The organism is Photobacterium lipolyticum, from assembly GCF_003026475.1.
GTDB lineage: Bacteria > Pseudomonadota > Gammaproteobacteria > Enterobacterales > Vibrionaceae > Photobacterium > Photobacterium lipolyticum.
This window is the reverse complement of sequence record NZ_PYMC01000010.1, coordinates 56,005-78,898: the sequence shown is the minus strand read 5'-3', so window position 1 is coordinate 78,898 and position 22,894 is coordinate 56,005. Positions and strand designations below refer to the sequence as shown.

19 protein-coding genes and 1 pseudogene are annotated in these 22,894 nt (G+C 44.0%); 8 read left to right on the top strand and 12 right to left on the bottom strand.

Annotated features, from left to right (window positions below; genetic code table 11):
• The first annotated feature begins 51 nt into the window (after nucleotides 1-51).
• Both C9I89_RS14580 and C9I89_RS14575 read left to right on the top strand, forming a co-directional pair.
• Nucleotides 52-582: a thymidylate synthase gene (locus tag C9I89_RS14580; protein WP_281258261.1), complete on the top strand. Its 531-nt coding sequence runs from the start codon at nucleotides 52-54 to the stop codon at nucleotides 580-582.
• Nucleotides 583-925: 343 nt separating this feature from the next.
• Nucleotides 926-1,777 (top strand): thymidylate synthase, encoded by an 852-nt coding sequence (locus C9I89_RS14575; protein WP_107284068.1) that lies wholly within the window; start codon nucleotides 926-928, stop codon nucleotides 1,775-1,777.
• Between the two features lie 366 nt (nucleotides 1,778-2,143).
• On the opposite strand, the gene C9I89_RS14570 is transcribed toward C9I89_RS14575, so the two are convergent.
• From C9I89_RS14570 to C9I89_RS14560, 3 genes are all read right to left on the bottom strand, one after another.
• On the bottom strand, nucleotides 2,144-3,658 hold the full coding sequence (locus C9I89_RS14570; RefSeq protein ID WP_107284067.1) for an AAA family ATPase: 1,515 nt from the start codon (nucleotides 3,656-3,658) through the stop codon (nucleotides 2,144-2,146).
• Nucleotides 3,659-4,151: 493 nt separating this feature from the next.
• Nucleotides 4,152-4,781 (bottom strand): hypothetical protein, encoded by a 630-nt coding sequence (locus tag C9I89_RS14565; protein WP_107284066.1) that lies wholly within the window; start codon nucleotides 4,779-4,781, stop codon nucleotides 4,152-4,154.
• A gap of 231 nt (nucleotides 4,782-5,012) precedes the next feature.
• A complete protein-coding gene (locus tag C9I89_RS14560; RefSeq protein ID WP_107284065.1) occupies nucleotides 5,013-5,363 on the bottom strand; it encodes a DUF6957 family protein in 351 nt (116 codons plus the stop codon).
• Nucleotides 5,364-5,550: 187 nt separating this feature from the next.
• On the opposite strand from C9I89_RS14560, the gene C9I89_RS14555 reads away from it, so the two are divergent.
• Nucleotides 5,551-6,078: a hypothetical protein gene (locus tag C9I89_RS14555; RefSeq protein WP_107284064.1), complete on the top strand. Its 528-nt coding sequence runs from the start codon at nucleotides 5,551-5,553 to the stop codon at nucleotides 6,076-6,078.
• On the opposite strand, the gene C9I89_RS14550 is transcribed toward C9I89_RS14555, so the two are convergent.
• Nucleotides 6,043-6,261: an MbcA/ParS/Xre antitoxin family protein gene (locus tag C9I89_RS14550; protein WP_107284063.1), complete on the bottom strand. Its 219-nt coding sequence runs from the start codon at nucleotides 6,259-6,261 to the stop codon at nucleotides 6,043-6,045. The genes C9I89_RS14555 and C9I89_RS14550 overlap by 36 nt on opposite strands.
• A gap of 179 nt (nucleotides 6,262-6,440) precedes the next feature.
• Between C9I89_RS14550 and C9I89_RS14545 the strand changes: the two genes are divergently transcribed.
• A complete protein-coding gene (locus tag C9I89_RS14545; RefSeq protein WP_107284062.1) occupies nucleotides 6,441-6,821 on the top strand; it encodes a hypothetical protein in 381 nt (126 codons plus the stop codon).
• A 323-nt stretch (nucleotides 6,822-7,144) separates the two neighbouring features.
• Nucleotides 7,145-7,513: a hypothetical protein gene (locus tag C9I89_RS14540; protein ID WP_107284061.1), complete on the top strand. Its 369-nt coding sequence runs from the start codon at nucleotides 7,145-7,147 to the stop codon at nucleotides 7,511-7,513.
• Between the two features lie 28 nt (nucleotides 7,514-7,541).
• On the opposite strand, the gene C9I89_RS14535 is transcribed toward C9I89_RS14540, so the two are convergent.
• The 7 genes from C9I89_RS14535 to C9I89_RS14505 all read right to left on the bottom strand — a co-directional run bounded on the left by C9I89_RS14535 (nucleotide 7,542) and on the right by C9I89_RS14505 (nucleotide 19,080).
• Nucleotides 7,542-8,093, bottom strand: coding sequence for a hypothetical protein (locus C9I89_RS14535; protein ID WP_107284060.1), 552 nt, complete (start codon nucleotides 8,091-8,093; stop codon nucleotides 7,542-7,544).
• A gap of 814 nt (nucleotides 8,094-8,907) precedes the next feature.
• Nucleotides 8,908-9,792 (bottom strand): AbiTii domain-containing protein, encoded by an 885-nt coding sequence (locus tag C9I89_RS14530; RefSeq protein ID WP_107284059.1) that lies wholly within the window; start codon nucleotides 9,790-9,792, stop codon nucleotides 8,908-8,910.
• Nucleotides 9,793-9,911: 119 nt separating this feature from the next.
• Nucleotides 9,912-12,188 (bottom strand): AAA family ATPase, encoded by a 2,277-nt coding sequence (locus C9I89_RS14525; RefSeq protein ID WP_107284058.1) that lies wholly within the window; start codon nucleotides 12,186-12,188, stop codon nucleotides 9,912-9,914.
• The gene (locus tag C9I89_RS14520) at nucleotides 12,185-12,751 is read right to left on the bottom strand and encodes a hypothetical protein (RefSeq protein ID WP_107284057.1); all 567 of its coding nucleotides are present in this window, start codon (nucleotides 12,749-12,751) and stop codon (nucleotides 12,185-12,187) included. Before C9I89_RS14520 ends, C9I89_RS14525 begins: the two co-directional genes overlap by 4 nt.
• Nucleotides 12,744-13,532 carry a hypothetical protein gene (locus tag C9I89_RS14515; RefSeq protein WP_107284056.1) on the bottom strand — a complete coding sequence of 263 codons (789 nt, stop codon included), beginning with the start codon at nucleotides 13,530-13,532 and terminating at the stop codon, nucleotides 12,744-12,746. Before C9I89_RS14515 ends, C9I89_RS14520 begins: the two co-directional genes overlap by 8 nt.
• The gene (locus tag C9I89_RS14510) at nucleotides 13,532-17,392 is read right to left on the bottom strand and encodes a VPA1269 family protein (protein WP_107284055.1); all 3,861 of its coding nucleotides are present in this window, start codon (nucleotides 17,390-17,392) and stop codon (nucleotides 13,532-13,534) included. The genes C9I89_RS14515 and C9I89_RS14510 overlap by 1 nt, the downstream gene beginning before the upstream one ends.
• On the bottom strand, nucleotides 17,389-19,080 hold the full coding sequence (locus C9I89_RS14505; protein WP_107284054.1) for a tyrosine-type recombinase/integrase: 1,692 nt from the start codon (nucleotides 19,078-19,080) through the stop codon (nucleotides 17,389-17,391). Before C9I89_RS14505 ends, C9I89_RS14510 begins: the two co-directional genes overlap by 4 nt.
• A 145-nt stretch (nucleotides 19,081-19,225) precedes the next feature.
• Here C9I89_RS14505 and C9I89_RS14500 point away from each other — a divergent pair.
• Nucleotides 19,226-19,630, top strand: a pseudogene (locus C9I89_RS14500) (thymidylate synthase); the annotation flags it as partial.
• Between the two features lie 115 nt (nucleotides 19,631-19,745).
• Here C9I89_RS14500 and C9I89_RS14495 read toward each other — a convergent pair.
• Complete coding sequence (locus tag C9I89_RS14495) at nucleotides 19,746-20,888, bottom strand: Na/Pi symporter (protein WP_107284053.1); 1,143 nt, start codon at nucleotides 20,886-20,888, stop codon at nucleotides 19,746-19,748.
• A 479-nt stretch (nucleotides 20,889-21,367) separates the two neighbouring features.
• Here C9I89_RS14495 and nhaA point away from each other — a divergent pair, with 479 nt between their 5' ends.
• Together nhaA and C9I89_RS14485 are read left to right on the top strand one after the other, a co-directional pair.
• The gene (gene nhaA / locus C9I89_RS14490) at nucleotides 21,368-22,546 is read left to right on the top strand and encodes a Na+/H+ antiporter NhaA (protein ID WP_107284052.1); all 1,179 of its coding nucleotides are present in this window, start codon (nucleotides 21,368-21,370) and stop codon (nucleotides 22,544-22,546) included.
• Nucleotides 22,547-22,813 (top strand): hypothetical protein, encoded by a 267-nt coding sequence (locus C9I89_RS14485; RefSeq protein ID WP_107284051.1) that lies wholly within the window; start codon nucleotides 22,547-22,549, stop codon nucleotides 22,811-22,813.
• Nucleotides 22,814-22,894 lie beyond the last annotated feature (81 nt).

The following is a 22,894-nucleotide window of genomic DNA, read 5'->3' as shown; positions in this document are numbered from 1 at the left end:
GCAAGAGAAACTTCTTGCCGGCGGGATCTAGTTAAATTAGCGAGTAGGACGATGAAACAGTATTTAGACCTATGTCAGCGGATCGTTGACGACGGTGTTTGGATTGAGAACAAGCGAACGGGTAAGCGATGCCTTACCGTCGTCAATGCCGATTTAACCTATGATGTGGCAAACAACCAGTTCCCACTCATCACGACGCGCAAGAGCTTCTGGAAAGCGGCGATTGCTGAATTACTCGGTTATATCCGCGGTTATGATAATGCGGCGGATTTCCGTGCTCTGGGTACCAAGACCTGGGATATGAATGCCAATGATAATGAAGCATGGTTAAGCAATCCGCACCGCAAAGGCCAAGACGATATGGGCCGAGTGTACGGGGTTCAGGGCCGAAGCTGGCAGAAGCCGGATGGTTCGACAATCGATCAGCTGCGCAAGATTGTTGATGATCTGAGCCAGGGCATCGATGACCGCGGTGAAATTCTGACGTTCTACAACCCGCCCGTAAGGGAGACCAAAAAGTTTACTAGTTTGTGTGCGTGCGTTCGTAGACCGCATGAAATAAGGGTTCGTGAGTTTGTATAAACTCGTAACCTTACGAGTTTTGATTACGAGTTACGAGTTTAAGATTTCGAGTTACGAATTGGAGAGATAATAACCTGAGCCAGAAGCCGCCTTTAGGGAGTCATTTAGTACACGGTACCAACATCATTTTACCCTTTTCTACACTTCTACACTTCTACACTTCTACACTTCTACACTTCTACATCTTCTTACTGAGACTTACTTTCGCCAGGAAGGTACTCTACGTTCTAATCGTTAAACAAGATCCGGCAAGAGTCTGAATTGCTTCTTAACAGGTCAACAATGATATCTGGTCGTGGTTAATGTTAAAATCAAACGAAAGTCTTAAAGGTAAATACAAAACATGAAGCAATACTTGGATTTATGCCAAAGAATCGTAGATGAGGGAGTCTGGGTAAATAACGAGCGTACGGGGAAGAGATGCTTAACAGTCATTAATGCGGATCTGACCTATGACGTAAGTAAAGGAGAATTCCCTCTTGTAACTACACGAAAGAGCTTCTGGAAATCAGCTATTGCGGAGATGATTGGCTACATTCGCGGCTATGACAATGCGGCAGACTTCCGGGCACTGGGTACCAAAACCTGGGACATGAATTCCAACGACAACCAAGCCTGGCTGAACAACCCGTATCGAAAAGGCGATGATGATTGCGGTTTCATTTACGGAGCTGTTGCTAGAAACTTTCCAAAGCCGGACGGTGGCAGTGTGGATCTGCTTCGTAACATTGTGGATGACTTGAAGCGAGGGGTAGACAACAGGGGTGAGATACTAACTTTTTACCATCCTGGAGCCTTCCATATGGGATGTCTGAGACCTTGTATGTATAGTCATCACTTTTCACTGCTTGGCGACACGCTCTATTTAAACAGTACTCAACGCAGTTGTGATGTGCCACTTGGCTTGAACTTTAACATGGTTCAAGTGTATTTCCTTTTGGCAATTATGGCTCAGATCACCGGTAAGAAGGCAGGTGTGGCATACCATAAAATTGTTAATGCACATATTTATGAAGATCAACTGGAGCTGATGCGTGATGTGCAGCTTAAGCGCGAACCGTTCGAGCCGCCGAAACTAATCATCAACCCCGACATCAAGAGTTTGGAAGATCTGGAAACCTGGGTCACTCTGGATGACTTCGAAGTGGTGGATTACCAGTACCACGAGGCGATCAAGTACCCATTTTCTGTCTAAATAAAATTGGCGTTCCAAGGATGAGCGCCAATCTCTTATTGGGTTATGATTAATTAGCTATATTAGTTGACCACTTCATCGCTAAAATCGTAGTGCGAACATCAAATGTACTGACTAATACACGATATAGCACTCAAGACACGTTGCAATCTGACAGTTAGTGTAACAATTTCTGGCTGTCACCAACATGGAATGGGACAGAATGAATTAGAACCGAAACCCTAACTCATTCTATTTGGATTAGGAAAAGTAGTGTTTACTCGCAAGAGTGATCAATCCATAGAAAGCTGTGAGGATTGCTTTCTAATCGAGTTAGTCATGTCTCTTGAGTCTGATTTGTAATAAAGAGAACGCTACTAAATTCCTTTAGCGGTTGTATCGCTTCTCGAGCACCTCTGAAAGTTCTTTTTTAATGCAATTTTCACCTACAAAGTACTGATCCGTATAATATTGAAAAAACAAAGTGTGAAGTCGCTCTTCTCTAATATTAGCCCGTGATGACACTTTAGAAACTAGATGTGAGAACTGCTTCTTGGCTAAATCCCTTGGGTTTTTAGAGGTAAATTGTTTGAATTCAGGACTAGAGAGTATTCGATGTAGTTCTAGTTTGTAAATATCGAAATAGGCTTGTAGATTTTTCTCATGCTCGTGAATATCTTCTAGAAGCAAATCTATGACTCCTTTTTCAGGAGTACTTGGTAGATACCTAATATTGTTTTTGTTCTCATCGACCGTTAATAAGAACTTAAAACTCCTATCCGCTAAAGCTTTAGCCATAGACTCCTCTTCGACATCTTTATCTAAGAAGGCGTACCTCACTACATTTTCTCCAAAGATATAATCTGACCGATCTAAGAACTCAATTACGTTCTTAAAACCACCAATAGGTACTACTTTGTATAGAGGAGGTATACGGTTCTTACATGCTAAGTCCTTATATTTCTCTATCATTCGCTCTAATAAAGTCTTAGCCATTAAATCTTCAACAAAGAAGATAAAATCAGGGTCTACTTCGTCGTCGAAGGCTAATTGACCAAGCGCTTGAGCTGGAAACACATTCCTTTCACAACTTACAACACCGCTACCATTGTTTTTTAGTAGTAATATTTTTTCCCTCGGCGTTCTTTTAATCAAACTTGCTGAGTGTGTTGAAAAGATAACAGTAAGTTTTTTATCTTCTGCTACTACTTGAAGGTAAGAAAACATTGCTGCTTGCGCTTTAGGATGCAATGCCATTTCTATCTCATCGATGAGCACAAGAGATCCGTCTTTGATTTCACTTAAGTTGGTAACTAACCTTAAGACACAAAGTTCACCAAGGCTAAAGTTCTTCTCACTGAAGTAAGTTTTTCTTTTTCCTTGAGTTTGTATTAGATAAGCTCGATTACCTCTTCCTCTTTTCGTATTGATGTATTTTAGGTGTTTGAATTTCTGATCGGACAATATGTCTACCATTGCATCACAGATGTAATTTTCTGCAGAAGATGTGCGACTGGTTTTTAGTTCATCTTGAGTAGCTTCAATTCGCTTAGAATCTGCTGCTATAAATCTAACTTCAGGGTACCCGAAATTATCTAAGATTGTTGAGTTATTGCGAGGAGTGGGAGACCAACGAGTGTTGCCATAGTTGTAGCATACCTCTTCTCCTTGCACATGATAAGTAACAGATGACTCACTAAAACTATCTAAGTTGTCCTTTTGGGCTGTAGTTTTAAACGCATGTGCAAAAGCATTACTAAACCCAATTCGGTATAGCGCAGCAAGGAGTGTCGTTTTACCAGTTCCATTAGTTCCTGTTAAAACATATACCCCTTTACTTGGCACGTTAAAAGTAAGCTCATTTATATGCTTAATTTTTTTTATTTTAATCTGTTTTGTCATATAACCCGAAACCTGAGATAGACGCTGATTATTTAAGAATGCAATAACATTCAATTGCCAAATGAGATATTATCATATATATCAGCAGGATAGGTCACAATCTGTTTTTCACCCTGAAATCAAGCTCACCTAACCAGAGAAGAGCCGAAAAAGTATGTAAACAGGAGCGTCTAGGCTAGTGAATGCGTTATTGCTCTAACATGAAAAAGGGCGGAAGTGAGTTAAAGCAACCTGTCCGATAAGATTTAGTTCCATTCAGAAAGATAATTGCAACTAGGCTTTCTGACATCAAAACTCCCCCAACGCACTCGAGTCAGAAAGAGTAGGCTTAGCAGGGGGCGCATGCTGCGCATCTTCCTTTGCCCCTTCTATCTAGTAACTGCTTCGCAGGCATCGGGCGGTTTCCAGTTCAACTGTCTCTCAAACGTTCTTTCCGCCCTTACATCGCTACGCGATAATAACAAAGCCCGCAGACGAGCAGGCCTTCGCTTATTTAAATTTGGGCAGGTGCCTCACTAAGACTGAAAGACTCAATTTGGCCGAATGCAGCGGTTTCTTCTGTTGTAGCAGAAGTGGCTCGATTTGACGACTTCAGCACTCCGTACTGCTCTTTCGAGATTTCTGTGGCTTGGAAAGGATACCCGACAAAGAACTGACCATTGTAACTAAAGACCTTTGCGTCTTTACGCAAATAACAAGGTTCTTCTTTGAAAGTTGTTATAACGAGAAGTTCGTTGTCGATACCGTCATCAGTCTCATGGAAACCAACGTCACTGCCATTTGCCGGATACCATTGCCACTCTTTGCTTGCATCCTCATTAATGGGCCCATGAGTATCAGCAGACAAATAAAACTCGTCTAGTTCAGATAAGGGTTTAGTTTCATTGCACATCGCATGATTCAGAAGCTCTGTTGCTTCATCTTCTGAGACGTTAATACAGATGTCACCTAACTCGACATTAAAGCCGTTATTGAAGTTAACTTTCTGTACACGACAATAACGTCCTTCATTTACCTCTCCAGTAGCCCCCTTAAAAAGCTCAAAGCCGTACGGAGCCTGGCCAGTGTATTTCAACTCAGACTCTAAGAAATCTAGTACAACATTGTTTTGATGCTTGTCCATATTTTCACCTGATATTTAAAAATGTGAATAAAAATAATCACTTGCATGATGATACGATTCAATGAACCGTTAGTAATTACGGAATACTAAGGACTAAGGACTAAGGACTACAGGTACACATGAACAAAAGACTGAAGGGGTATTTTGGGGCATTTGATGACATCATAATATCATCGTAAGTTACTGATAGCTAATAATAGTCACGAAGGGCATTATTAGAAAACGCTAGAGTTAAACGAACTCTTCAAGCACTTCACATTCGCCAGGCAAAGCATCGATAGCACTACTAATTCCGGCAATTGCAAACAGATCGAAAAACCTCTGTGTGCCGCAGATCTTATAGCCCCTGCCATGAAGCTTATAAGTAGAGTTTTGAGTTTCGACTAGGCGATCATGCTTATCAAAACTAACAATACGACTTGAAAGAAACCAATCACCTTGCTGAAATCGAGCACGATAATCGACTACAACGTCGCCGATCAACGCTTGAACAACTTCACCTTCCATTGTTAAAACACTGCCATCCCGCTTGCGTAGCGAAAATATGCCCCATCCGGAAATTTCACCCGTTAAATCAGCCACATAAACCTCCTTTACCTGGTCTTCTGGTAGTTCGATTTTGTTGGTTTCTTGCGAATAGCACGCTCACAAGATAAGATTATACTGTATAAATAAACAGGCAAATACGCAACTGATAGAGTAAAATTCTTATTGGAGTCAATCGATGTCAGCATTCCCAAGTGATAGAGTAAGCTAAGGATACGGACTGATGAATGTGATCCATATGAATCATATGAACGCCTTGAGGCGTAAGCTCTCGAAAAAGAAGAGAAAATTCACTGCTGGCCACGATTTCAAAAGCGCTGATGAACTCACGCTATCTCGAGAAGAGCTTTCTGATGCCGTTGAGCTCAACAAAATTATCTCAGTCAAGATAGACAGTCAGCTAATGTTCCCGACGTTTCAGTTTGATGAGGAAGGCAAAGTCTATGAAGTCCTGCAGGCCCACTTGCCAAGGCTTCTGGCTGCCCGTAGTGGCTGGGATATTTGCTTTTGGCTATTCACAGAGCAGACAGTTGTCATGCGCGATGTAAAAACTGATGCGAAGCAGCTTGAGGACATTAGCCTTGCAGAAGTGCTGCGCATTGGTGCCATAGCTGATGAGCTAACAGAGACGTGCACAGCCAGGCCAATTGAACTCGTAGCTAAAGCTGATAGCGAAACTTTCGCAGCTTTTATTGAAGACCTTCTGGCACCTGACTCACGAAAAATCCCCGTACTTGAGACGCTGAAGTAAAGAACGCACCATGGCGGGGTCTGACTCTAAAAATGACTCAGGCGTGCGGCCACTTAGAGCAGGTTTTGGATTTTCTAGCCACTCAAGCGCAAGTTGATGATTATTATTGAATAACTCACAGAGCCCTTCAAAGATGTCAGTATGCATTTTCAATTTCGCTCTCATTTTTTGCTCTGCATCCATTTTTCATCTCCACTAAACCGGTGTAGTAAGCGTAGACGATTCAGTTTGCGCACTAAAAACTAAGTACGCACAACACTAAAAGCAAAGTATGCATTGTGCTCAACTCGCAATAATAGAGACAAAAAATTGGAATATTAGGACAACACTGGGCGTAATAGGACAATTAGGAAATGAATATCATGAAAAAACGACATATCGTGTTAAATAGGATTCGCTGCCCTGACAATACAATACTCACAAGTCGCTATTCGCATGAATTTGTTAAGCATAAACAAGAAGATGGCTTGGTGTTTTCGGTCGATGGCGGGACAGAAGAGCTGTACCGAAGTTATACCCAGGGAGCAGAATACGAAGAGCTGTCCCTTTATGATGACGCATCCCACGAAGACATTCGCCAGGGCTTCTTTTGGGTCAGTAGAAGTGAAGATGCTCGCAAAATCAGTGCATTGAGAGAGCTGTCGACTGAGCATATTCAAGCAATTCTTGATACTCAAAAGCTAGCGGAGTGGCGTAGTGACATATTTGAAGCTGAACTCAGGTTTAGAAAGCAGATTTGCTAGCAAAAACCGCATCAAAGCCATGCTGACAATCTATTGAAAAATATAAATTAATTTTTGTTTTCACACTTTTCCGGGGGAAAGTTTTTGGATTATGCACACTTTCCCTGGGGAAAAATCGTGGTTTTCTAGGTATTTCAATATGTTAGAGTTAATCATTTTGAGTGAAAAATCTAACTTAAGGACAAAACTGGGCGTATAAGGACAAAATCAGGTTTATTGGGACAAAGTTGGGAGTATAAGGATAATTAAACGTACCTGATTCTGAGTGCACTTCGGCAATAAACGTACCCGATTTTGAGTACGCTTTTCACTTTGGAGGTTTTATGGCAGAGCTCTCGCAAACATTATGTAATCAGCGCAAGCTGTGTACTGCAGCTTACAACGTGCATGAAGAGCCGACAATCGAGAGCTGGCAAGCCCTCTTGTCCGTAGCAGACACAGTTAATCAGTCAGCAGTAGAAGAGTTGATACAGCTGAAGTCTGAGCTAGCAGAGCTGATGTCATCATCGATGAAACTGTCGTTACCACAAGATGACGCTGATGAAGAAGAGTTAATCACGAATAGACTGTGCGAGCTGAACGCAGAAATTGAAGAGAAAGCACAGTCATTCGTTGAGCTCAATGCAATTAGATTAGATGCGCAGCAAGAAGCGGAGAGAGCCAGGCAGGCTCTGGCAACACAACATTCTTAATCCACTGTAATGTCGAAGGTGCTTGTATTTAGTAGGAAATGTTTTTAACTAATCCAGCTATATGTGCATCTAACTTACATTTAAAGCCTTTGTATTTAACTACTCCCTTTACCCCTTGGAATAATAGAAAAGCACCACAAGAACCAAGTGCAACAGGGACATTATAATTGGTTAAGTTCATAATAAGGACAAATATTGACACAAGTAGTGCCAAGTTAATAAATAGTGATGTCATGCTAAACACTTGTAAATTAAACAACCTATTTAGATCATCACTATCATTTAGAATCCAATGGCGTTCCAAATCGTGGTTTATCAATATTACGCCATTTCCATTTTTTTTTCCTTCAGGGTAAGCAGCCGTTAGCGTAATTTTATTTCCTACTCTTAAAGGGTACTCCCCTGAAAGATTGACTACAATTTCTTTACCATTTTCTTTTTTTATCCAAACTTCATTCTTTGTAGAAGAACTCGCATGATATGTTGATACAGACACTTTATTGCTTTTTTGTGTCGAAATAACTTCGCCAACAGTGTTGCTGAAAGTTAGCGTCTTTCTTCTATGTTTAAACGGTTTCATTTGATTCCTAATTTATAAAAATGTTGATTTTCAGAGTAGAAGCATTTAGTCATACATTCACGACGGTATGTAAGGTGTGTTTTATCACTATTTTACCTTAAAAACAATACCTTGGCATTAAGCCCTCTGCCTCTTTCGTCTTGGGGTTAGGAAAGAACCAAGTTACGTTAAGTGGGTCATATAAACATGCGTACTTATTCTTTAACTCCTTTATAAGGAAGCCTCTGCTAATTGTTAATTAATTTGATTTTTTAGGCATAGTACGATGCTTAGCTTTGTCTCCCTATTACTTACCCAGGGCGAACGCACGACAAATGCAATATCATGTTAAATCAATATTTTGCTACACTGCGCTATTTTTTAGGTTAGATGTATCCATCTGATTGCAATGATCTTTGTGATGTTCATGCGTTTGCCCTGATTACTTACCTATATCTCAGATTAAAATGTCACTTGTACCCTCAAAATACTGCAGTCATTATATCTATTATGGTATATAGGCAACTTAGGCACCTAAAACAGCCTTTCCAGCGCCTCAAAAGCCCATAGTCCACCTTTTGGGTACCAAGCTAAGTCGATGCCTGAAAGTTAACAACGGTTTGAGGGCAATTCCAAGAGCGTAAATCATAGTATTCATTTGAGACAAAAAATGAGCCAAAAGCCCCGTTTTGATATCAAATATCTGTATAGCTCACTGGATTTTCAGAGATAAGGCCGTACCAGGTATCGAGCTAGGTTAAAGCTGCGGTGGCATTCTTGCCTTCAAAAAAGGCCGCCAGGCGACCTTACTAAGCTGCGGCTTAGAGTATATCCACTACACTCCAATTCCGTAGTATCCATTAACTGCAGTACCCAGCACATTAGCAGCCGTTGCTATAGCCATATTCCAGCTACCATCGCACGCCTTGACTGTCATCTTTCCAATCCAACCACTAACTTTTTTACCGAGGCCGGATTTGCCGTCAACATAACCATCCTCTTCGATAGCTGTCTTTAGCTCGGCAATATCATCGAAAGGTACTTTGTGACTGCGTAAAACATCGGCTAACTGATCGAAGTCACCCTGACTCACTGTAAGATTCAGGTTCTGAGTAACCGTACTTTCCGATACATCCCCAAGAACACCTTGGAAATTTCCAATGTGGATATTACCAGACACTTTAGCCTTCTCCTTTTCCTCTCTGCTAAACGAAATGCCATCACCAAGAATGCCATCGGATTCCAACTGCAATGCCCACTCGAGAATTCGATTGCGAACGGCACTGAGAATATTTTCCATCGCAGCGTGACCAATAAAGATCCTAAATTCACCATCGAAGTTGAATATTTCCTGCAGAAGAAGAGCCCTCTCTACTGGAAAATCGACAGTAATCGTTCCATTTGCGGATGCTAGCTGTTCCACTTCAGCAATAGATTGACCGTTGTTGTAAGTTGAAACGGTACGATCCCACTCATTGTCAGGCATCTGAACCGGTATCCAGCCTCTAAATTGATTAAACGCTCGAAGATTTCCTTTGACGGAGCGATAATCTGGAACTTCATTTTTTCCATATCCATTAAGCTCACGACCAGCCCACTCCTGAAAATCACTCAAGTTTAACTTTACTGCAGCCGCATAAGCCATACGAAGCAGCTCTGTTATTGGAAATTGATTATCGAGAGCATGTCGCTGGAGCGTAAGTACAATAGGCGTGGTCATTTATCAATCCTGACAATAGGTTAGAGTTTGGATAATACACCCAACCTAAGTAGTTCATATACAAAAAAGACCTCAATTGGCGACCTTTTATTTGTATTCAAGATGACGATAGTCAGACTTTAGGCTGCTTCTAGCAGCGCCTGAATTGACCTCGCTAGCATCACTTGTCGCAAGAATGCTTTTGGCTCAGCTTTAGTTGCACGCCGGGCTGCAGTTTCGTCGCCGATCATGATGACCTGGCTTTGAGCGCGGGTAATAGCAGTATATATCAAGGTACGATCAAGAATTATGGAGTTAAATATTGGAACAATGACGCGAGGAAACTGTGAGCCCTGTGATTTGTGTACCGTGATTGCGTAAGCCAGTTCCATATCATCCACAAGATCTACTGTAATCTCCCGATCCAGCCCATCGTCCCACGAAATACGACCAAAGCTGGTAATAATCGTGATGGTATCGTCGTCTTTTAACTCGACCGTCTTCCCTTCGTCATAGACAGCAACAATCTTTCCCATCGAGCCATTCTGAAGGTCGAGATCATAGCGGTTTCGATTACACATGACAGGGTCATGTAGGCGTAGACCACTTCTTTCAACATAGCCTTCATCGTAATACAGCACTAGCTCTTTATCAGCAGAGCGGAATCGCTGTTGCGCCAGCTCATTTATTTTATTTCTAATGTTATTCTGCATGCAAAGCACTTGAGTGCTATGCGAGCTTTCAGCAAGAAGATCTAGCACATGTCCAATATAGTCATCCTTTGCACAGGGCAGGAATGAAACATCCCCAGTCGGCACTACGGGCAACTGCGGCCATTCACCATCTCGAACCTGCTTTGCGAGCACAGGAATGTCGCTGTTTGCGCCTTGACGCTTTACGATAGTCAGTTCAGTACACGGCATGTACTCTGCATTGACCAACTCGTGCAGCACAAGTCCCGGGCCAACAGGTGGAATCTGAAACGGGTCTCCAATCAACACAATTCGAATATGCTCAGGTGTATGTCGAACTATCTTGTACATGAGATGGATATCAACCATGCTTGTTTCGTCAATAACCAGGTATGCCTTATCTGGAGCATCCTTATCCCAATCAAACCGAGATAGATAACGAGCAATGGTTAAGCTTTCTTCACCAGTCGCCCTAGTCATTTCCCTTGCTGCTCGTCCTGACAAAGCAATCTGGACACGTGCATAGCCGGCACGATCAAGCAGTTTATACACAGCCTTTAGCACTGTTGTCTTTCCAACACCGGCTCCGCCTGTAATGATCGAAAATTTATTGGCTAGGCAAGTGCTCACCGAAAGCCTTTGTGCCTCATTTAGGACAAAACCCTCAGAGCGCTCAAACTCAGTGATAGTTTGTTTAATATCTTCACTATTCAAGATAGGACTGTTATTCCCAACCACTAAGCTTCCAATCCTCCGCGCAACAACCTGCTCCATTAGAGCTGGTTCGAGCAACCGTAGATAGTCCGAACAATCATCCTCAGTTAACAGTACCCGGCAGCCATCTATTGCCTTGACTCTTGCGATAGCACCTGGCACAAAGTCTGTCAGTCTCTTATCAAGCTCAACCTTCAACTGTCCATAGGTGCAGGCAGTATGTCCTCCATTGGTGAACAAAGCCCAGAGGGACTGCTCAACAGCGGCCATTAGCCTACGATCGTCACAAGTATCGATCTTGAATGTTTCCTGCGAAAATTCATCGATTTTCCTAAACGTAGCTGCCTTATCATCAACAAATGACAGTAGACGGTAAGGGTTTTCCTCAATCGCTTTGATCGTGTGACTTCCGTGAAAGTCATAAACCGCCTGCGCCAGTTCACCGTCAAATTCATGCTTTGCGAACCACTTGAATACTTTTGCTGAGTCACCATTCGCTTTCCATGCATCAACCAAGATCTGAGCAGTACGCTCAGTTATCTTGTCGCACTTCTTGCACAATTGATCTTTGTCGCCTTCATCAAGAACCTGGTACAGCTTGTCACCAAAGACACGCCACAATTCGTTCGCTTTGTCTTTGCCTATCCCTTTGTATGCCTTCCCCTTTGTTAGATGCCAAACAATATGCTTACCAGACGGTCTTGTCAGGAACATATCTTTGACGTTAACAAGATGATATGTGGAGTAGACAGCCCCGTCTTGCGCAACATTTGGTTCGATTTTTACATCAGCTTTAACATGCCAGAACTGACCGACTTCAAGCGAATTACCGCACAATTTATGTCGTGGCAATCGGTATACCTGAAACATGCCGCGGGTGTCACTGATCTTACCTCGAGGGTTAATACCCACAGCAAAGAAGCTGACGAACCGCTTGCTCTCATATTTGCGGTTTACCGAATTAACCTTGATCAACCCCTGGAAACTTCCATTTATCTGGTTGGTGATCATTGTGGAATCCTCATCAGGTCATTCATTGCCTGCGCAATACATTCAAGCCCTTGATGTTTCTTCAATTCATCTTCAAGCAACTCAACCTTAATTCTTAGGCGAGCAATTTCTTCGTTTGCTGCCTTGAGGTCGCCTTTTATCTTGGCTGATTTTCGGTCGCTTGTATCACGCTTTGGGATTTCCCCTGAAGCGTCTGAATCACTTCCTGCAGGCTTTTTGTCAACAAGTGGAGGCAAGACCCCACGCTTCCTTAAACCGGCCTCCAGGGCGTGCAGGGAGTTCAAAATGGCACATATCTCATTACCGTCACGGTCTTTCTTTGAGCGAAACACGTTTCGAGTAATCTCACACTCATCCGCCATACTTGACTTATCTAAGTGCCCTGCAAACTGCCCTGTAGGCAGCACCATCTGTCGCCAGTCGTCATCCGTTTTAGTTCGGATATAAGCATCCCAAACAGCTTTTGCGGCCACACCTGCGGCAGCTCCGCCATTAATGCCCGCCTTGTGCTCCTTAGCTTGCTCGAATTTCAAAATTGCTTCTGGAGAAATGGCTTCAGTCATTGTTGTTTCCCTCTAACCATTTAGCAATTACAGGTAATTCACGAGGTGATATCAGTGTTTGTTTACCAAAATCTTGGTCGGCCAGGAGGTAGGTGTAATCACGATGCTTAGTCCAAGATAGCTGCGCTGTATTTTTGAGAGGATCATCTGGGTCAACCAGTGTTAGAAGTCGTCTAACCACCTCAACAACTTCAGTCGGGCAACTTGAAGTAGAACTCTCCAATAGAGCTGGATGATCTTGCTCATTGACCTCATTTTCTTTTCGCTCAGGAATTGCCAGGCTGCCAGTTGCCGGGTCTACACCCAGCGCGATAGCTTCTGCTGTACGATGAGGCGACTTACGTGTTTCCATAAGCGCTCGGTCTTTTAAATCCTTCAGCATTTCTTCCAGCATTTGGTTGCGCTGCTGAAGATCATGCACCATGCGACTCGTTACCGGATCAAGCGTGCTCGTATCAATAATACGCTTACTAGTTGATTTTTTAGGCTGACTAACACCTTTCTTTTGCTTTTGTGCATACTCAGCTATACGCAAATCAACATACGGCTTTGCCTTAGCATCAGTATTGGCAATAGTGCTATAGGAAGGCCCGCCGAAATTATCCGTACCGATCTTGGCGATTGTTCTGAAATTCATTTTCCCGCCAGCTTGCTCAATTACATCACAGGCTTTCCGGGCCTTCTCAAGTGTGCTTTTCAGCTTTGGACTGGCATCTTTGGCCGCAAGCATTTGATGCAATAGCTCACTAGCAGTCTGAGATAATGTTGGTAATACGCTCATTAGAAATGCTCCAGGGCAGGTGACTCGGCTTCGGATTGCTCGACCCGAATTTCAATTGGCTGCAAGTTACTGAACTTGCCACGATGATCAGGCATCGCAAGTAGGCTAGGCTTTTCACACAAGGCCTTAACGCTTTCTTTCAGCTCGCTATTGAAGCCGAGTTTTAGTCCACCTTCGGATGCGAGTTGCACTTTGTCATCACCAAATACAGTAGATACCAAATTAGCCAGCATTCCAGACAGATAGTCTTGCTCCTGAGCCGAACGAGGCTGATTAAACAGCATCAGCAACTGCGGGTCTTCTATTGCAAAGATACGATTCAAAAACTGATCTACCAGCATCCTGCAGTCTTCAGGCATGGTTATACCGGTACGCTTGTAACACAATGCCTGCTCCAGCACTGTTCTTACCAACCCAAAATCATTACTTGCAGCAATTTCTGGAGTGAAATCAACGTACTCACTATCACCTATCAGCACCATCTGACCTGATGCTTCCTCGTTGGCAAGTTCGGCTTCCAGCTCTTTCGAATCAGTGAAGTCCTGCCAACGCTGATACCACTGAGCAATCAAAGGAGCCTGTAACTCATTCATTTCATTTAAGCGGTTCTTTGCACCTCGATGACGAAGTTTCAGGTTATCCAGTTGCTTTTGCATCTTTGCCAGGGGCTGGTAGTTACAACCCATCTCGATATCCATCTCAAGTTCACGGATCTGGTCATTCAGTGCCTTCAACTCTTCTATTGCGGCCTTACGCTCACGAGCCTTCTGACGCAACAAAACCATAAGCTTGTTGGCTTCCAGCGCCTGCTGCATATTGAAATCTGGCCCGGTACGATAAAATCGACCGCCAGCGCAACCTCCAAGTTGCTGAACATATTCAGCAACGACCTGGCCTCTCTCGTCTTCTCGGTATTTGACCGCACAAACATCACAACGTGAGCCTTCTCCTCCCATTAAGCAAATACCGCCAGGTACCGGCGCAATAGCAGCAAAATCTATTGGTAAGTCTTCTGCATGATCACGAGATTGTTTGCCTGGAGGCAATAATCCATTATTGGCATTGGCATTGGCATTGGCCAGCCTTTCAACAACTGCCTCAAAGCCATCGATAATGTCTCCATTCAATAGGGCTTCCATCAACTGCTTACGCATGTGCATTGGGGTAGTCTGGAAGTAATTCATGGTCATTACCACAGTCTGGTGTCCTGCAATATACTCAGACACCAGGTGTGCAGGAACACCCAATTCAATCAGGCGACTAATCCCCGCGACACGCAACGAATGGATGTCGTAACGAGCCTTATGTCCTTTCACAGAAGTGCTAGTTTTCGACTCAACTGTCAACGATACATTAGCCAGACGTTTATCTTTTTTTCGAAGTTTCTTCTCAACATGAAGGCACAAGGCATTATATAGCTTTTCGATATGACCTTTGCTGACTGGCTGGCTGGCTCGATGCACCTCACCATTAGGCCAGGTTACATTAACTTCGTTGCCTAACTGACGACACAACGGCACAAACCATGGCAAGTTTTGATGCAAGTGTTCCTCTACAGGCAGGTCTTTTTTGTCCTCAGAGACATGCGAAAAATTCATCGGGCTAGGGTTCGGATCATGCTTTGCCATGTACTCATGCTGATATCGCAATACCTCATAGACTCTCGCCAATTGCTGGCCGCGCTTTCGTATTTCTTCATCATCACTCAGCATCAGAGCCTGGCCATCCGGCCAAGGGAGGGCATAGCCGGTGCGACTAACGCCGTCCCATAGTGCGGTTTTGTTGGTTGAACTCCAGATTACAGACTCCATAGCCCCATTAAGTTCATCAGAGTGAACCTGCAATACCCCAGATAGCGAGCCATAGAAATCTTTCTGATTTTCACCATTTGCATAACGAAACTGTCCCAGAGGGTGAGTGTTTTCAATCATCCTCCCAGAACTAAGTTCAAACACTTCCGGATCAAGCAGCCCCTGGTCGAGCCAGCGCACCTGTTTGCCGCGTAGTGGTACTAGCAATAGTATCGCTAGCGCCACGCTTGCAGATGGATTCCAGTGCCATACACCATTGCGCTCATACCACTCAGGGGACTGTGTTTTGTAACGCTTTCCTGTTGAGGTAGATTCTTCTGACCACTTTTTAGCCCAGGAAAAAGTCGGCACTTTAACTTCAATTAGTGTTGGTTCATGGCTCAGAACTGGGTATCCCTCGTCATCCAGTAGTGGCTGTCCTTTCTCATCAAGCAGAGGCAGATAAACCTCGCGCTGCTGAGTTTCCAGCCCTAGCAACTCTTCTACTAATTCTTCTTGAAGTTCGGAAAGTAGACGGCTGCGAGGAGTTTTATTCCCATTAGAGTTTTTTCGTTTAAAGGGTTGAGGCAATCCTTCAAACGGGTTGGCAGGGTTATCTGTGGTAATAAGGTCAGCATCTCTATCTGGCAATTTGGCTTGGTTAACTACTTTATTAAACACAGTATTAAGTTTAGTCCAGTGTATTACAGCCAAATCTGATTTAGGATTGCCCGTTTCTTGCTGAGCTTTCTTTAAATAATGGTAAAAATCAGTCTGATCATCAGGCACATATACATTATACAACTGCACTGAAGTAATGGCCCATGGATCCTCAATACCTCGCTCTTTGCACCACTCAAGTAGATGGAATATTTTACCTCTATCTTGTTGAGAAAGGTTTGGCTGCGAAAGATGCCATAGCTTAAAAAAACAGGCCCATGTAGGGGATAGGGTCTCCTCCGCCCACTTTTCAGAATATATTTTATTCTGCTTAAGCACATTACGTGTTCTTTTATCAAGCATCTCCAACGGAAAGGGGCGAGCATTGTTGTGTTTTTTTAAGGCAGATTTCAGTGAGGCTGTCTTCCAACCTGAAGGCAAAGGAATATGCTCAAGTATATGTGTGGGTGTGTCATCGATATTTCGTAAAGTGCTTCGCGCATATAATGATGCCAACCAAGGTGGCGTCTTAGATTGCTTAGTTAATAAAATATCCCAATCACCAAACTTATTGTCTGGTTCATTCAGCAATGACGAAAGTGCTGCAGTAAAAGATTCGCTGTTTTTAGGTAGTAACCAATAATTTTTCCATGCACCCAATAGTAACCATTGACTGCACCCTCTTCTAAGCCGCCTCCACACCTTCCAAGCCCGAGCGTTGTCTGTTTTACTCAAATACGCATAAATTTCAGGAAAAAGTCGCTTGAGCGCAAAACCCGCAGGAGAACTCAAAAGCTTATCTCTGGCTAAAAGATACACATTTGTAAGATGGAAAATTTCAGAAGGCGGGAACCCTTTAACTGCAAAATGCGTTAAGGCTGCGTTATGAATAGCCAACAAATCCGTAAGTAAAGAATCCAGTTCAACGCCGGCCAAACGACTGGCACCGAGCAGCATTGTCGCATGACCATCTTTCAAATCCTTAGATGGGGATGCACGGAATGCATCAAAGCCTTTCGGCAGACCCTCTTCTATCCAAACACGGTGAATCTCCTGAATAGCTGATTGTTTGTCACCCAGGCGCTCACAAAGATTTCTAAAAGTCTTTGCGGGACTAGTTTTATTGTTGTAATACCCCAGATCATCAGCAAAACTTGGCAATGTTTCCCAGTACATAATTGATGTACTGATTGTTCGCCCTTCTTCGAATTTAAAATAACTTTTTTCTTCATTCAGCCAGTTCGATACTCGCAGATTATGAAAGGATGTAATAAGGCCAATGACATTAGCTGTGGTCAATGATTCTTTTAAAAGCAGAATCTTATCTGTATTATTTACTTGAACCGTCTTCCCACTCCAATAGCCGGTTAGGTGAGTGGCTTCGGGATGTAGAGAAATCATTTCGTTCATTCAGACTTATCCTCTAGGGCTTGTTTCACAACTGCGGGTAATTCTTCGTGGAAGGCTTTCTTGAGTTCGATTTGTTGCAAATAAAGCTTGTAATAGTCGTTTGACCAATGGTCAGGGAGTTTGGGGACTCGGCTGCCCTTTGGTATCACATAAGGAAGTAGGTCTTCGCGTCCAGCCGCCTTAAGCTGGGCAGTAGTTATTGATTCACGTACTGAGCCATTGCTCAGGTGGTAATAGACGTTAGTAGAGCTAGGCTGTGCGTGATGCATGAGAACCTGAACGGTTTCCATCGGTAATTGCAGTATGCTGGCACAATAGTAGCCAAAGTAGTGTCGCAAACTATGCCATCCAAGACGATGATCAACTCCAAGCTTTCGTTTTAACCGCCGCCAAATAGCCTTAAGTGCAGTCACGGTTAATGGCTCGCCATAGCCTTCGGGATCTATTTTGATAAATAGCCAGGGATGGGGAAGTCCCGATTCGAATTCACCGGTAAGTGGATTCTTGCGCACATTGCGCTCGCCTGTGTACGGGTTGTTTTTCAGGTATGTCTCTTCATATTCCAGAAACAGCTCATACCAATAGGCCCCAATCCTTGGATCACACCACCACATATAGTGGATGTCATAATCACGTCCGTCTAAGAACTGCTCACCACCACTGTATGTCATCCCTTTAAATCCGGCGTGCATTCCTTGGTTTCGCCGCCCCATTTCGGTTCGTGGCGCCAGATACCGTAGAGGGTGCGTCTCGGGGATATCACTATTCTGCTTTTCCCAATAACGCTTGAAATACTCACTGCGTGTGCCGCTCACTTGCTTGCCATCTTCCATCCATTCGATCATGCCATGCTCTGGATCGGCCAAGCGGATCATGGCCTGACCCATTCCGTCCATTCCTTCGACATCGAAATGGAATACATGTAATGGCTCAGCGCGACGTAAGCTCCCACCTAGCATCATCAATATCAGCAGCTTGTCTCGAACATTGGTTGCAGCTTCATCAACCAGTTCCACTATCCGACTCGGCGGGAATGATTTTTTTACGCCGCCGCCTTTACCTCTTCGCTTTTCAGCCGCGTCGAGACGCTCACGTACTGCGGATTGATATTGCTCCACAGTTCCTTTGTGAGACTTGACCAAGTGAAGCAGCATGTCCCAGTCTTTGCGTTTTTTAAAATCTTGAAAGCGCTCCCAAGCACTCATGAAATGGGTTTCGGTGGGACTGAGGCGATTTGCGCCATGGTGGACATGCTGCCACTTATCGAACTCGGTGATAGCATCAGCATACCCTCGCAATGTACTTCCCTGCTTACGTTTACTGAACAACAATGGCTCCCAATGCAGGCCAAGATTATGTAGCCACTCAAAACGCTTTGCCCTGCGTGAACACTGTGCATCAGTACCGAACTGCTTTGCATCGAGAAAATCAGCAACCAACCAAGCAGACTCTTCATCCGTTAAAGGTCGAAGTCCATATTTAGCACAAGTAAATGCGTACAGGTGACACAATGCGCGGACATGCAGTTCCAGCTTGCTATGGCTAAATTCTCGCTTCATCAAGTCATAGATATATTGATTAATGACATAGCCGGGTCGACCGTTGGCCAGATAGACCAAAGGGAATTCACGTCCTTCGAAGTTACTGTCATAGATCCAAACGATCTGATACCAGGGGCTGCCTTGCATGCGCTTTACTCGTAATTAGTAATGGTATCCTTTAATATTAAACCTGATGCAAAAAAAATTCAATGCATATCTACAAGCTATAAAAGTGACCCAATTTATTAGGTCTGTTTTTGTAACTCGTAAACAAATCTAGATCTCCCTTACGGGAGAATTTGATATGGGCTGTTTGCGCCCCTGTATGCACACTCATACCTTTTCTTTGCTGGGTGATACGTTGTATCTGACGAGCTACCAGCGTTCGTGTGACGTCCCGTTGGGGCTGAATTTCAACCAGATCCAAGTCTACACGCTGCTGGCGCTGATGGCACAAATCACGGGTAACAAACCCGGTCAGGCTTATCACAAGATCATTAATGCCCATATCTATGAGGATCAGCTGGATCTGATGCGTGATGTACAGCTTAAGCGTGAGCCGTTTAAGTCTCCGCAGCTAATGATCAATCCGGAGATTAAGAGCCTGGAAGATCTGGAAACCTGGGTAACGATGGATGATTTTGAAGTGGTCGGTTATGAGCACCATGAACCGATTAAATATCCATTTTCTGTGTAATTAATTGTATTTGTTAAATAAAAGCCAATAAAGCAAAAAGCCCCGCGCCTCTCTGAGAATCAGAGAATGCGCGGGGCTTTTTTTATTTCTGAGCGATACGTCAGGCGTTAGTTTATTAAACCGTGAACGCCAGGATAGAACTCGGAATCACAACAAAGACGAGGCCAATGTAACCAGCAACGGCTGTTTTGCTCTTCGTCGCCAGTTCGCCTAAGAAGAATGCGCCTTTCAGTGGAAGCTCACGCAGTACAGGGATGCCGAAGATTAGCAGTGTTGCCATTACGTTAAATGACAAGTGAACTAGGGCAATCTGCAGCGCAAAGACTGCGTTGTCACCAGAGATCGCGGTTGCTGCCAGTAGCGCCGTGATACACGTACCGATGTTGGCACCCAATGTGAATGGGTAGACATCGCGTACTTTCAGGACACCGGTACCCACTAGCGGTACCATCAGGCTGGTGGTTGTTGAAGAAGATTGAACCAGAATCGTCACAACAGTACCTGATGCGATACCGTGTAGCGGACCGCGGCCAATTGCGCTCTTTAAGATATCACGCGCACGTCCTACCATCAGGCTACGCATCAGCTTACCCATTGCGCTGATTGCGATGAAGATAAGTGCAATACCGATAAAGATAAGTACGACGCCGCCCATATTGCCCATCGCTTCTAGCGGGCCTTTTACGATTTCAACTGCAGGCTTGGTCAATGGTTTCATAAAGTTCATACCCTTCATGCTCATATCACCCGCATCCAGCATTGGCGAGACTAACCATGAAGAGACTTTATCTAGCAGGCCAAACATCATCTCCAGCGGCAGGAAGATTAAAACCGCCAGCAAGTTAAAGAAATCATGCACGGTTGCACTGGCAAATGCACGGCGGAATTCTGTTTTACAGCGAGCATGACCTAAACTTACAAGAGTGTTGGTCAGGGTTGTACCGATGTTGGCACCCATTACCATTGGAATCGCCGTTTCTACCGGCAAGCCTCCAGCCACGAGGCCGACAATGATAGAGGTCACAGTACTGGACGATTGAATCAGCGATGTCGCCACCAGGCCAATCATCAGGCCAGCTATCGGATGGGATGCAAATTCAAATAAGGTTTTAGCTTGTTCACCTACAGACCATTTGAATCCGCTGCTGACCATAGAGACAGCAACGAGCAGTACATAAAGCATGAACGCCAGGTTTGCCCAGCGGACCCAACGCATAGAGCTGTTTATTGGTTCAGCTGTCGTGGCTTGGGTAGTCATAATCATTTCTCCATGACAATAGTATGTCGTTTAGGTGTCATTTTATTGAAATCTGAGGCGATGGTAGATGGCGAATATTTCAGAAATATGACACTGACTGTCATAAAGGAATTTTGTACCTATTCTGTGATTTGACGGGGAGTGGCTTAGTTCTGGCTTGGGTTATATGTTGGGATGATAATTGTTTGTTTTACCAGCATCTTTTTTGTTTTTTTGACTGGGCTCCTTAAGTGTGGGTTCTGCGGCTTGCAATAAAAAAATAGTAAAAGTTTTCAGTTATTATGAATTTTTCAGTAAAACAGCGGGTAATTATTTTGTTCTATAAATTTTTTATGCGGATATTGCTTGGTTAGGTTGATAATAGCTCGGTTTTACCGAGGTTTTTGCACTAAACAAACGATTATCGGTCATGCCTGCGGGCGATTAGACTAGTTTCATTAGTATTTAGTCATGTTTGTTATGTTAAGGAGTGGCGGTCAATGACCGATACTATTCGTAAGTTTCTTAAATTAGAGTCAGCAGGCGGCATCATTTTGATTATTGCAGCCATGGTTGCAATGCTGATTGCTAACTCTCCGTTACAAGATCTTTATAGTGGCACACTGCATTCTTATGTCGCGGGCCTATCCGTTGAGCATTGGATTAATGACGGTTTGATGGCTATCTTCTTCATGCTGATTGGGCTGGAAGTAAAACGTGAGCTTATTGAAGGCGCATTGAACACCAAAGAGAAAGCGATCTTCCCGGCGATTGCCGCTGTGGGAGGCATGCTTGCTCCAGCGTTAGTGTATGTTGCGTTTAACTTTGCCGATCCGGTCGCGATACAGGGCTGGGCGATCCCAGCTGCGACGGATATTGCATTTGCGCTTGGGGTTATGGCGTTGCTAGGTAACCGTGTGCCGGTTAGCTTAAAAGTCTTCTTGTTAGCCCTGGCAATTATCGATGACTTAGGCGTTATCGTGATCATTGCGCTGTTCTATAGTTCTGATCTGTCAACCATAGCGCTAGCGGTTGCTTTTGCTGCAACCACAACCTTGTTTGTCATGAACGCGAAGAATGTCACTAAAGTCTCCTTGTACCTCATTGTAGGCTCCGTACTGTGGTTCAGCGTATTGAAGTCGGGCGTACATGCCACATTAGCGGGTGTGGTACTGGGCTTTGCCATTCCATTAAACGGTAAAGAGGGACATTCGGACAAGCATTCGCCGCTCAAGCACCTGGAGCATGTATTGCACCCTTATGTCGCTTACTTCATTTTGCCGTTATTTGCTTTTGCAAATGCGGGGATCTCGTTAGAAGGCGTATCACTGGAAAGCATGACATCGATGTTGCCGGTTGGTATCGCGATGGGCTTATTTATCGGTAAGCCGTTAGGTATTTTCACCGCAAGCTATATTGCGGTAAAAACCGGCCTGGCAAAACTACCTGATGGTATTGGGCTAAATCATATCTTCGCGGTATCAGTGCTGTGCGGTATCGGTTTTACAATGTCTATCTTTATCTCGTCGCTAGCTTTTGTTGGCGCACCCGCTGATTTTAACACCTACTCACGTTTGGGGATTTTGCTGGGATCAACGATGGCAGCTGTCGTGGGTTACTTCTTACTGAGTCGCGTTCTGTCAAAAGCAGAAACGTATCAGCCAGAAACGGAGGCATAAATGAAGAGTTACCTTCTAAGTATTGTGATTCTGGCATCATCATCAGCCTATGCAGGGCACGATTATGACAGTTGTATCGACAATAGTAATACAGAACTTTGCCAGGCTTATTTAACGGGCTTAAGCCACGGAAAGGCAGCCGTTGATAGCACAGCCATGGTTGAACAGGAAGATCCATATCGCTCTCGTGCTTTAGAGCAACGGGTAGGAGAGCGTTACCGTAAAACGGTGCAGATGGAGAAAAAATCGGTTCAAATGGAAAATTAACCCCCATTAGATCTTGTTCTAAATATGAAAAATATTGAAGGCCCCGGATGCTCAGCGTAAGCTGCGTTCTGGGGTTTTTTT